This window comes from Dorea sp. OM07-5 (assembly GCF_003481355.1).
Lineage (GTDB): Bacteria > Bacillota > Clostridia > Lachnospirales > Lachnospiraceae > Dorea_D > Dorea_D hominis.
This window is the reverse complement of the sequence record NZ_QUKZ01000013.1, coordinates 3,103-15,265: the sequence shown is the minus strand read 5'-3', so window position 1 is coordinate 15,265 and position 12,163 is coordinate 3,103. Positions and strand designations below refer to the sequence as shown.

The 12,163-nt window shown below is 42.2% G+C and carries 8 protein-coding genes and 1 pseudogene; 8 read left to right on the top strand and 1 reads right to left on the bottom strand.

Annotation, left to right across the window (positions count from 1 at the left end; translation table 11 throughout):
* Positions 1–194 precede the first annotated feature (194 nt).
* The 4 genes and pseudogenes from DXC04_RS11780 to DXC04_RS11765 all read left to right on the top strand — a co-directional run bounded on the left by DXC04_RS11780 (position 195) and on the right by DXC04_RS11765 (position 3,427).
* Positions 195–1,283, top strand: a complete 1,089-nt coding sequence (locus DXC04_RS11780) for an FAD:protein FMN transferase (protein WP_243059941.1) — start codon at positions 195–197, stop codon at positions 1,281–1,283.
* A 20-nt stretch (positions 1,284–1,303) separates the two neighbouring features.
* A complete protein-coding gene (locus tag DXC04_RS11775) occupies positions 1,304–1,516 on the top strand; it encodes a hypothetical protein (RefSeq protein WP_021859919.1) in 213 nt (70 codons plus the stop codon).
* 41 nt (positions 1,517–1,557) lie between these two features.
* A pseudogene (locus DXC04_RS11770) lies at positions 1,558–1,971 on the top strand (FMN-binding protein); the annotation flags it as partial.
* A gap of 55 nt (positions 1,972–2,026) precedes the next feature.
* Entirely contained in the window at positions 2,027–3,427 is a 1,401-nt protein-coding gene (locus DXC04_RS11765; protein WP_118661091.1) for a glycine--tRNA ligase, read from the top strand.
* A 159-nt stretch (positions 3,428–3,586) separates the two neighbouring features.
* Here the strand turns inward: DXC04_RS11765 and sstT are convergent, their stop codons facing one another.
* A complete protein-coding gene (sstT, locus tag DXC04_RS11760; RefSeq protein ID WP_117538244.1) occupies positions 3,587–4,825 on the bottom strand; it encodes a serine/threonine transporter SstT in 1,239 nt (412 codons plus the stop codon).
* A gap of 367 nt (positions 4,826–5,192) precedes the next feature.
* Here sstT and tdh point away from each other — a divergent pair, with 367 nt between their 5' ends.
* From tdh to ppdK, 4 genes are all read left to right on the top strand, one after another.
* Complete coding sequence (gene tdh / locus DXC04_RS11755; RefSeq protein WP_117538279.1) at positions 5,193–6,233, top strand: L-threonine 3-dehydrogenase; 1,041 nt, start codon at positions 5,193–5,195, stop codon at positions 6,231–6,233.
* Between the two features lie 21 nt (positions 6,234–6,254).
* A complete protein-coding gene (locus tag DXC04_RS11750) occupies positions 6,255–7,457 on the top strand; it encodes a glycine C-acetyltransferase (RefSeq protein ID WP_021859923.1) in 1,203 nt (400 codons plus the stop codon).
* 289 nt (positions 7,458–7,746) lie between these two features.
* A complete protein-coding gene (locus DXC04_RS11745) occupies positions 7,747–9,144 on the top strand; it encodes an aminopeptidase (RefSeq protein WP_118661090.1) in 1,398 nt (465 codons plus the stop codon).
* 103 nt (positions 9,145–9,247) lie between these two features.
* The gene (gene ppdK, locus DXC04_RS11740; protein ID WP_117538247.1) at positions 9,248–11,878 is read left to right on the top strand and encodes a pyruvate, phosphate dikinase; all 2,631 of its coding nucleotides are present in this window, start codon (positions 9,248–9,250) and stop codon (positions 11,876–11,878) included.
* Positions 11,879–12,163 lie beyond the last annotated feature (285 nt).

Genomic DNA, 12,163 nt, shown 5'->3' with positions numbered 1-12,163 from the left:
TACGCTAACAAAAAGAATAACAGCTATTGAGAAAAGTCGCAATAAAATACAGAGAAAATGAGAGATGTTATCAAAATACAACTTAGCCTTGGCAGATAGGAAAAAAAAATATACAATAAGAGAGTTGAACAGATAAGACCGCGGATAACAGAAGGAATTCGTTGAATGATAAAAATAAAGAGGATTATATAAATATGAAAAAACAGGAATATATATACAGATGTATGCAAAAATATGTGAAACGGGCAGCGGCGGTATTCGTAATCGGATGTATGGTGACGGGACTTGCGACCGGCTGTAGTACAAATGGCAAATCAAAAGGCAGTCAGGCATCTCTTTTAAAAGAACAGACAAGAGAAGTATTTGCGATGGACACTTATATGACACTCAAAGCATATGGCAAAAATGCCGGAAAAGCGCTGGATGCTTCTGTGAAAGAGATTGAACGGATTGAAAATCTGGTATCTACCGGGAAGAAGACGAGTGAGATTGCCAGGATCAATCAGAATGGTTCAGGAAAAGTTTCTGAAGATACGATGAAATTGATCTTAAGATCAAGAGAGTTATATGAAGATACAGACGGCGCATTTGATATCACTGTGTATCCGGTGATGGAAGCATGGGGATTTACGACAGAAAAATACCGGATACCGGGCAAAACAGAACTTCAGAAACTTCTTGCCAATATGGATGCAGATAAAATTATCTGTGATGAGAAGAAAGGTACTGTAAAACTGGATCAAAAAGGAATGAAGATTGATCTTGGAGGAATTGCCAAAGGATATACTTCCGGCCGCGTTATGGAGATCATGAAAAAATATGGCGTGAAAAATGCCGTAATCAGCCTTGGCGGCAATGTACAGACGCTGAACAGCAAGCCGGATGGTTCTGCATGGCAGATTGCCGTGGAAGATCCACAAGACAAATCCAGTTATATTGGAGTATTGTCTCTTCGAAATCAGGCGGCGATTACATCGGGTGGCTATGAACGTTATTTTGAAAAGAATGGAAAGAAATATCATCATATCATTGATCCGAAGACCGGATATCCGTCAGAAAATGGATTGTCTTCGGTTACGATCGTTTCAAAAGATGGAACGCTTGCAGATGGACTGTCAACCTCGCTCTTTATTATGGGCAGAAAGAAAGCAACAACTTACTGGAAGAAACATACACAGGCATTTGATACTGTTATGGTGGAAGATGACGGAACAATCTGGGTGACGGAAGGAATTGCAGATGTGTTTTCCGGTGACAGTGGATTCAAAGTTATTCACAAATAAAGAAAAGGATAGGGTAGAGTATGAAAATTCTGAAAAAATTACAGATGATAAAACCGGTACTTCCGGCAATGTTACTTGGAATTTTCGTTATAGTGGCTGTCACCGGATACAGACCGGATGCAGGAACAGATTCCGATGGAGGAAGTTGGGTGCATAAGATTCTGGCAGCAGGAAAGCAAACGACAGAGTCCCAGACAGTGAAAGCCGGGAAAAAGGTAAAGGTTTTGATCTAAAAGATGGAAAATACACAGGCTCTGCAAATGGATATGGTGGAAAGATCACGGTGACCGTAACGATCAAGAATAAAAAGATTGTGAAGATACACATTGATAGCTCGCCGGGAGAAACGACTTCTTTCTTCAATCGTGCAAAAACGCTGACAGATCTGATGCTCCGGCAGCAGAGTACTGATGTAGATGCAGTATCAGGAGCAACCTACAGTTCCAAAGGAATTATCGGTGCAGTGAAAAATGCGTTGTATGGAACAAAATCGACAACGAAACAGGCGCCTGCATCTTTCGGGGGAAAAGGCAAGGCGAAAAAGGTCGCAAAGGTTACAGAAACCGGCAACTGTTTTCAGCATGTTCTGCTGCCCGGCGAATGTTTTGCATGTGGAAAATGTGCAGAACGGTGTCCGAGAAGAAATGCAGAACGACCGTTTCCGGGAAAATACTTGAAAAGCAAATAGTAAAAATGTATAATAAGGTACAATTACTATATTATAGAAGGCGAGGATAAGGGATATGGTAGAGAAAACTATGGACAAAATCGTAGCACTGGCAAAATCAAGAGGATTTGTATATCCGGGATCAGAGATTTACGGCGGGCTTGCGAATACATGGGACTATGGTAATCTTGGAGTAGAACTTAAGAACAATGTAAAGAAAGCATGGTGGCAGAAGTTTGTACAGGAGTCTCCATACAATGTTGGTGTGGACTGTGCAATTCTGATGAACCCACAGACATGGGTAGCAAGTGGACATCTTGGAGGATTCAGTGATCCTCTTATGGATTGTAAAGAGTGTCATGAGCGTTTCCGTGCAGATAAGATTATTGAGGACTATGCACATAAGAACGGGCTGGATATTCCGGACAGCATTGACGGATGGAGTCATGAGCAGATGGAAGGCTACATTGCAGACCATAACATTCCATGTCCGACCTGTGGAAAGCATAATTTTACAGAGATCCGTGAGTTCAACCTGATGTTTAAGACATTCCAGGGCGTAACAGAAGATGCAAAAAATGTTGTTTATTTAAGACCTGAGACAGCACAGGGAATTTTTGTAAACTTTAAGAATGTACAGCGTACATCCAGAAAGAAACTTCCATTTGGTATCTGCCAGATTGGTAAGTCATTCCGTAATGAAATTACACCTGGTAACTTTACTTTCCGTACAAGGGAGTTTGAGCAGATGGAGATGGAATTCTTCTGTGAGCCGGATACAGACCTTGAATGGCATGCATATTGGAAGAAGTTCTGTCTTGACTGGTTAGAGCAGCTTGGCTTAAAAGAAGAAGAAGTCCGCTATCGTGATCACGATCCGGAAGAGCTGAGCCATTACAGTAAAGCGACAACAGATATTGAATTCCTGTTCCCGTTCGGATGGGGAGAGTTATGGGGTATCGCAGACCGTACAGATTTCGACCTGACACAGCATCAGAATGTATCTAAACAGGATATGACTTATTTTGATGATGAGAAAAAAATCAAATATATTCCATATGTTATCGAACCGTCACTTGGAGCAGACCGTATGGTACTTGCATTCCTTTGCAGTGCTTATGATGAGGAGAATATCGGAACAGAAGAGAAGCCGGATGTCCGTACAGTACTTCATTTCCATCCGGCACTTGCACCGGTTAAGATTGGTATCCTTCCGTTGTCCAAGAAACTGAATGAAGGCGCAGAGAAAGTATATGAGATTTTAAGAAAGAAATATAACTGCGAATATGATGACCGTGGAAATATCGGTAAACGCTACCGTCGTCAGGATGAGATTGGAACACCATTCTGTGTAACTTATGATTTTGATTCTGAGGAAGACGGAGCAGTTACTGTTCGTGATCGTGATACGATGGAACAGGAGAGAATTAAGATCGAAGATCTGGAAGCTTATTTCGCAGAGAAGTTTGAGTGGTAAGATTTAATAAGAGAATGCGTGGTTTCATAGAAAATCGTTAATAGAAAGGCTGCGGCATCTGATAAGATGCCACAGCCTTTCTGGCACTGTTAATGATAAAGGGAAGGCACTTGCCTGTGCAAGTCCTTCCCGACTGATAATCAAACCTAAGTAATTGTTTTAGATGTTTGCTTCTTTACTATAACGTTCTGGATGAAGTCTTCTGTCACGGAGCTCAGCAGCGGCTGTAAACAGAACGTCTGTAGAGGAGTTCAGACCTGTCTCACAGGAATCCTGGATTACACCAACAATGAAGCCGACACCAACAACCTGCATTGCAATATCAGAAGAGATACCAAACAGGCTGCATGCCATAGGAATCAGAAGCAGAGAACCACCGGCAACTCCGGAAGCTCCGGCAGCGCTGAGTGCGGCAAGAACACACATGATCAGTGCAGTTCCAAAGTCTACAGATACACCAACTGTATTGGCTGCGGATAATGCCATAACAGAGATTGTAATAGCAGCTCCAGCCATGTTGATTGTTGCACCAAGAGGAATGGATACGGAGTATGTATTCTCATCCAGTTCCATCTCTTCACAAAGCTCCATGTTAACTGGAATATTGGCTGCAGAACTTCTGGTGAAGAATGCAGTGATAAAGCTTCTTACCAGACATTTGAATACAAGCGGATATGGATTCTTGCGTGAGCAGAAGAATACGATCAGTGGATTCATAATCAGTGCTACAAATGCCATACTTCCAACAAGTACAAGAATCAGCCTTCCGTAAGATAATAATGCCTTGAGTCCGGATTCGGAAATAACATTGAAAATCAGTCCCATGATTCCGAACGGAGCACAGCTGATTACCCATTTTACTGCGGTTGACAGAGCATTGGAAAAATCATCTAACAGATTCTTTGTTGCAGGAGATGCAGCTTTGAGTGCGATACCAAAGATACATGCCCATGCAAGAATACCGATATAATTCGCATTTACGATAGAAGCAATCGGATTGGACACAACATTGAGCAAAAGATTTTTTAATACTTCGCCTACTCCGCTCGGAGGAGTAACATCTTCTGTGGCTGCTTTTCCAAGAGTTAAAGTAACTGGGAAAAGACGGCAGGCTATAACTGCAACAAGTGCTGAGAAAAGGTTACCAAGCATATAAAGAGCTACGATAAAGCCCATGTTTGTCTTCTGCCCCTCGCCCATGTGAGCAAGTGCGCTCATAACAAGAAAGAAGACAAGAAGCGGAGCAATCGCTTTTAAAGCTCCGACAAATAAATCTCCAAGAATTGCAATAACAGTTACTTTTGGAATGCAAAGCCCAAGAATGATACCAACGATCAGACCGCACAGGATTCTTAATACAAGGCTTATGCTGTTCCATTTCTGAATTAAGTTTTTCATAGATCCCTTCCTTTTGCAGGTAAAAACCTGCATCCTCTCTTTCTTTTGTAATATGTTCCCCGATAGATACATCGAGCATGGAGAAGTAGGCGGTTCTTCCGTAGTGCTTTTCCATGCTCAACCTGCTGTAACGGGTTTTATTATAAAGAATAGACTATGGTTTGTAAATAGATTTCACAGAAAAAACTGTTGAAAAAGACAAAAAAATACACATAAAATGTGAAAAAAATGTCAATGTGCACAAAAAAAGCAAGAAAAAAGTTGTATATAGAGAGAAGAGGTGTTATAATGAGACAGCAAAATAAAAATTGTCGGGGGGACAATAGAAAACGGGAGGTTTAATACTGTGAGCGTACAAAATGATGGAATGATGTGGGCACTTGTAAAAGAAAAACCAGAAGTTGGATTATGGATGAAGAGAGTTCCGATTCCGGAAGTGGGACCGAATGATGTGAAGATTAAGATCCACAAGACAGCAATCTGTGGAACAGACGTACATATTTATCAGTGGAATGACTGGGCACAGCATACAATTCCGGTCGGACTTACTGCAGGTCATGAATATGTAGGTGAAGTTGTAGAAGTAGGACCGGGTGTGAAAGGATTCAAGATCGGTGACCTGGTATCCGGAGAAGGACATATTACATGTGGTAAATGTCGTAACTGTCTGGAAGGACACAAAGAGAACTGCAAGGATGCCAAAGGTGTCGGCGTGAACAGAAACGGAGCATTTGCAGAATATCTCGTAATCCCTGCATCTAATGTATGGCCGTGCAATCCGAATATACCGGAAGAGATGTATGCAATTTTTGATCCGTTTGGTAATGCAACACATACAGCGCTGTCTTATGATATGCTTGGTGAAGATGTACTGGTTGCAGGTGCAGGACCAATTGGTATCATGGCAGCAGCAATTGCCAAATTTGCAGGTGCAAGACATGTTGTTGTAACAGATATGAACCAGTATCGTCTGGATCTGGCTAAGAAACTGGGTGCTACCAGAACAGTAAACTTAAAAGAAGAAAAATTATCCGATGTTTTAAAAGAAATCGGCATGACAGAAGGATTTGATGTGGGACTTGAGATGTCCGGATCACAGGCAGGTCTTCATGACATGATCCATAATATGAAGCACGGTGGTAACATAGCACTGCTTGGATTACAGAGAACAGATGCAACAGTAGACCTTGAGACAGTAATCTTCAACGGACTGAATATCCGTGGAATCTACGGAAGAAAAGTATGGGATACATGGTATAAGATGTCTACGATGTTACAGGCAGGTTTGGACATTTCCGAAATTATCACACATCGTTTCGATATCAAAGACTACGAAAAAGGTTTTGAGGCAATGATTTCAGGACAGTCTGGTAAAGTAGTTCTTGACTGGGCACATGTGAATGACTAAGAAGAGAGGTAGAGAAGAAAGATGGCACGTAAAGATGATATTTTAAATATTTATACAAAAGAAGTAGAAGGCATCAAAGAGGCAGGACTGTTTAAAGGAGAAGCTCCGTTTGTTTCTCCGCAGGGTGCACGTGTGACGATGGAAGATGGAAGAGAACTTCTGTGTATGTGTGCGAACAACTATCTGGGACTTGGAGACAATCCAAGACTGATCGAAGCTGCAAAGCGTACTTATGATGAGAAAGGATACGGAGTTGCATCTGTTCGTTTCATCTGTGGTACACAGGATATCCATAAAAAGCTGGAGAAGAAGATTTCTGATTTTTTAGGAACAGATGATACAATTTTATATTCTTCATGTTTCGATGCAAATGGTGGATTATTTGAGACAATCCTGACAGCAGACGATGCAGTTATCAGTGATGAGCTGAACCATGCATCTATCATTGACGGTGTACGTCTTTGCAAAGCAAAACGTTTCCGCTATAAGAATAATAACATGGAAGATCTGGAATCTAAGTTAAAAGAGGCAGATGAAGCCGGAGCAAGAATCAAACTGATCGCAACAGACGGTGTATTCTCAATGGACGGAATTATCTGTAACCTGAAAGGCGTATGTGATCTGGCTGACAAGTACAATGCACTTGTTATGGTAGATGACAGCCATGCTGTAGGATTTGTAGGAAAGACAGGACGTGGAACTGCTGAACATTGTGGAGTGGAAGGACGTGTAGATATTATCACAGGTACTCTTGGAAAAGCACTTGGTGGAGCATCCGGCGGATATACATCAGGACGTAAAGAGATTATTGACCTGCTTCGTCAGAGAAGCCGTCCGTACCTGTTCTCCAACTCTCTTGCACCGGCTATCGCAGGCGCAAGTATTGAACTTTTTGATATGTTAGATGAGAGTACAGAGCTTAGAGATCACCTGGAAGAAGTTACAGCTTACTACAGAAAAGAACTTGTAGATAATGGCTTTGATATTATTCCGGGAACTCATCCATGTGTACCGGTTATGTTATACGACGAGAAGACTGCAGCAGAATTTGCACAGCATATGATGGAAAAAGGTGTTTATGTTGTTGCATTCTCTTATCCGGTTGTTCCGAAGGGAAAAGCAAGAATCCGTACACAGGTATGCGCAAGCCATACAAAAGAAGATATTGATTTCATCGTAAAATGCTTCAAAGAAGTAAGAGAAGAGATGGGATTGAACAAATAATATGGTATAATCCGATATATCAGACCGGGCAGAGCAAAATTAACGTTTGCTCTGCCCGGTTTTTGTGTATAATAGACAGGGAAGGATTCCCTGTCTATTATACACTCCGTGAGGGTGTGCAGAAATTCGAAGAGGAAAATGTCTGCAAGACAGACTCGAATTTCGCACCAGGACTCGAGAGCGAGCCCTGAACAGAACAGGGAAGGATTCCCTGTCTATTATACACTCCGTGAGGGTGTGCAGAAATTCGAAGAGGAAGAATAACAACTTGTGGAAGGAGCTTAAAATTATGATACGAAAAAATGCATGGAAATCTTATACAGATAGCCAAAAACAAGAATTAAACACGATCAATGAAAAATATAAAGCATGTTTGAATGCCGGAAAAACAGAGCGCGAATGTGTGAAACTTGCAGTAAAAATGCTTGAAGAAAAAGGCTATCAGTCGCTGGAAACATATAAGACAGCAAATAATAAACTGAAAACCGGTGATAAGATTTATGCAGTATGTATGGGAAAAAGTATTGCAGCATTCCAGATTGGAAAAAAGCCGCTGGAAAACGGAATGAACATTCTCGGTGCACATATAGATTCACCGCGTATTGACGTAAAACAGAATCCACTGTATGAAAATGAAGAGCTGGCTTATCTGGATACCCATTATTATGGCGGAATTAAGAAATATCAGTGGGTAACCCTTCCGCTGGCATTACACGGTGTTGTAGCAAAAAAAGATGGAACAGTTGTAGAAATCAGCCTTGGTGAAAAGGAAGACGATCCCGTATTTGTAGTGACAGATCTTCTGATCCATCTGGCGGGAAAACAGATGGAGAAAAAAGCGAACGCTGTTGTAGAAGGTGAAAAACTGGATTTGCTGTTCGGAAGCTGTCCGGTAGAAGAAACCCCGGATCTGGATACAGAAGAAAAAGAAACAGTAAAAGAAAATGTACTTCAGCTTTTAAAAGAATATTATGACGTAGAAGAAGAGGATTTTGTATCCGCAGAGCTGGAAATCGTACCGGCTGGGAAAGCAAGAGACTGTGGAATTGACAGAAGTATGATCCTTTCTTATGGGCAGGATGACCGTGTGTGTGCATTTACTTCATTATTTGCAATGCTGGATGTAGAAGAGACAGAGCGTACGGCATGCTGTATCCTGGTAGATAAAGAAGAAATCGGAAGTGTGGGTGCAACAGGTATGCATTCCAGATTTTTTGAAAATGTAATTGCTGAGCTGGTTGCACTGGAAAGTAGCGAATCCGACCTGAAAGTGAGAAGAGCGCTGCAGAATTCCTGCATGTTATCTTCTGATGTAAGTGCGGCATATGATCCGATGTATGCAGAAGCCTTTGAAAAAAGAAGTTCGGCATTTTTCGCAAAAGGGCTTGTATTTAATAAATTTACCGGTGCAAGAGGAAAGAGTGGATCCAATGATGCCAATGCAGAATATCTTGCAAAGATCCGTCAGGTAATGGATGCGGGAGAAGTTGCATACCAGTTTGCTGAACTTGGAAAAGTAGATGAAGGTGGCGGCGGAACAATCGCATACATTATGGCAAACTACGGAATGCAGGTTATCGACAGTGGTGTTGCGGTACTCAGTATGCATGCGCCATGGGAAGTGACAAGCAAGGCAGATGTGTACGAAGCATACAGAGGATATAAAAGCTTTCTTATAAAAATGTAGTTTTGTGTCGTGAAAGTTAATGCTGACACTTGACGAATAATAGCAAAACCAGTAAAATAGATGTGCGACTTAGAAAAAATTAGTTTTAGGAGGTCATGACAAAATGGCAAAATGGGTTTATATGTTTACAGAAGGTAACGCAACCATGAGAAACCTTCTTGGTGGAAAAGGTGCGAACCTTGCTGAAATGACAAACTTAGGTCTTCCGGTACCACAGGGCTTCACAGTAACAACAGAAGCTTGTACACAGTACTACGAAGATGGCAGACAGATCAACGATGAGATCATGGGCCAGATTATGGAAGCAATCGACAAGATGGAAGGAATCACAGGTAAGAAATTCGGAGACAAAGAGAATCCGTTACTTGTATCTGTTCGTTCCGGAGCAAGAGCTTCTATGCCTGGTATGATGGACACAATCCTGAACCTTGGATTGAACGAAGAAGTTGTAGAGACACTTTCAAAAGCTTCTGGAAATCCACGTTGGGCTTGGGACTGCTACAGAAGATTCATTCAGATGTTCTCTGACGTAGTTATGGAAGTTGGTAAGAAATACTTCGAAGAGCTGATCGACAAGATGAAAGCTGACAGAGGTGTTAAACAGGACGTTGAGCTGACAGCAGAAGATTTAAAAGAACTTGCTAACCAGTTCAAAGCAGAATACAAAGAGAAGATCGGTGCAGACTTCCCGTCTGATCCGAAGGAACAGTTAATGGAAGCAGTGAAAGCTGTATTCCGTTCATGGGATAACCCAAGAGCTAACGTATACCGTCGTGACAATGATATCCCGTATTCATGGGGAACAGCTGTTAACGTACAGATGATGGCATTTGGTAACATGGGAGATGACTGTGGAACAGGTGTTGCATTTACTCGTGACCCTGCTACAGGCGAGAACGGTCTGTTCGGTGAGTTCCTGACAAACGCTCAGGGCGAGGACGTTGTTGCCGGAGTTCGTACACCAATGCACATTTCTGAGATGGAAGAGAAATTCCCAGAAGCATTCGTACAGTTCAAACAGGTATGTGAGACACTGGAAAAACACTATAGAGATATGCAGGACATGGAGTTTACTGTAGAGCACGGTAAATTATACATGCTGCAGACACGTAATGGTAAGAGAACAGCGAAAGCTGCTCTGAAAATTGCTTGTGATCTTGTTGATGAAGGAATGAGAACAGAGGAAGAGGCTGTTGCAATGATCGATCCTCGTAACCTTGACTCTCTGCTTCACCCACAGTTCGATGCTGCTGCACTGAAAGCTGCAACACCGATGGCTAAAGCACTTGGAGCATCTCCGGGAGCTGCTTGTGGTAAGATCGTATTCACAGCTGATGATGCTGTAGAATGGGCTGCAAGAGGAGAGAAGGTTGTTCTTGTACGTCTTGAGACTTCACCGGAAGATATTACAGGTATGAAATCTGCTCAGGGTATCCTGACAGTTCGTGGTGGTATGACATCTCACGCAGCCGTAGTTGCTCGTGGAATGGGTACTTGCTGTGTATCTGGTTGTGGAGACATCACAATGGACGAAGCAAACAAGAAATTTACACTTGCCGGTAAAGAATATCATGAAGGAGATTGCATCTCTCTTGATGGTTCTACTGGTAACATTTATGACGGAATCATCCCGACTGTAGACGCTACAATCGCAGGTGAGTTCGGAAGAATCATGGGATGGGCTGATAAGTACAGAACTATGAAAGTTCGTACTAATGCTGATACACCGGCTGATGCTAAAAAAGCTCGCGAGCTTGGTGCAGAAGGTATCGGACTTTGCCGTACAGAGCATATGTTCTTCGAAGGCAACAGAATCGATGCATTCCGTGAGATGATCTGTTCTGAGACAGTAGAAGAAAGAGAAGCAGCACTTGCTAAGATCCTTCCGGAACAGCAGGGAGACTTCGAAAAATTATATGAGGCACTGGAAGGTAACCCGGTTACTATCCGTTTCCTTGATCCACCGCTTCATGAGTTCGTTCCTACAGAGGAAGAGGACATTAAGAAATTAGCTGATGCTCAGGGCAAGACTGTTGAGCAGATCAAAGCTATCATCGATGGACTTCACGAGTTCAACCCAATGATGGGACATCGTGGATGCCGTCTTGCAGTTACATATCCAGAGATTGCTAAGATGCAGACAAGTGCTGTTATCCGTGCAGCAATCAATGTTAAGAAAGCTCATCCGGATTGGAATGTTAAACCGGAGATCATGATCCCGCTTGTTGGAGATATCAAAGAGCTGAAATACGTTAAGAAATTCGTAGTTGAGACAGCAGACGCTGAGATCGCAGCAGCAGGAAGCGACCTTGAGTACGAAGTTGGTACAATGATCGAGATCCCAAGAGCTGCTCTTACAGCTGATGATATCGCTAAAGAAGCTGACTTCTTCTGCTTCGGTACTAATGACTTAACACAGATGACATACGGATTCTCTCGTGATGACGCTGGTAAGTTCTTAGATGCTTACTATGATGCTAAGATCTTCGAGAATGATCCATTTGCTAAGCTTGACCAGACAGGTGTTGGTAAACTGATGAACATGGCTATCGAATTAGGTAAGCCGGTTAATCCGAACCTTCACGTTGGTATCTGTGGAGAGCACGGTGGAGATCCATCTTCAGTTGAATTCTGCAACAAGATTGGTCTTGACTATGTATCTTGCTCACCATTCCGTGTACCGATCGCTCGTCTTGCAGCAGCACAGGCAGCTATTGCTCAGAAGAATGCGTAATTAAAGTTGAGCATTAGATAAGCATTAGATGACGAAAAGATAGAACTTGTTCTATTGATATGTTTATAATTCTTTATATGCCTGGCCTTTTTGGCCAGGCATATATTCTATATTTTATTATTCAGTAAGTGCCGGTTCCGGCACATTTTTCCAATTTTGTATTTGTTTATAAGAAAATTGAGATTTATTGATATCTATTCGTATTGAAAAAGGCTTGGTTGGGGCTTGTTGTGATGCGATGAGGTCTTGCTGTAGCTTGTTATGGTGTAATGGGGTTTTGCTGTA

Bases quoted from the DNA above. Each gene is read 5' to 3' on its own strand.
- DXC04_RS11780 (WP_243059941.1), top strand. From the start codon at position 195: ATGAAAAAACAGGAATATATATACAGATGTATGCAAAAATATGTGAAA.
- DXC04_RS11775 (WP_021859919.1), top strand. From the start codon at position 1,304: ATGAAAATTCTGAAAAAATTACAGATGATAAAACCGGTACTTCCGGCA.
- DXC04_RS11765 (WP_118661091.1), top strand. From the start codon at position 2,027: ATGGTAGAGAAAACTATGGACAAAATCGTAGCACTGGCAAAATCAAGA.
- sstT (WP_117538244.1), bottom strand. From the start codon at position 4,825: ATGAAAAACTTAATTCAGAAATGGAACAGCATAAGCCTTGTATTAAGA.
- tdh (WP_117538279.1), top strand. From the start codon at position 5,193: ATGATGTGGGCACTTGTAAAAGAAAAACCAGAAGTTGGATTATGGATG.
- DXC04_RS11750 (WP_021859923.1), top strand. From the start codon at position 6,255: ATGGCACGTAAAGATGATATTTTAAATATTTATACAAAAGAAGTAGAA.
- DXC04_RS11745 (WP_118661090.1), top strand. From the start codon at position 7,747: ATGATACGAAAAAATGCATGGAAATCTTATACAGATAGCCAAAAACAA.
- ppdK (WP_117538247.1), top strand. From the start codon at position 9,248: ATGGCAAAATGGGTTTATATGTTTACAGAAGGTAACGCAACCATGAGA.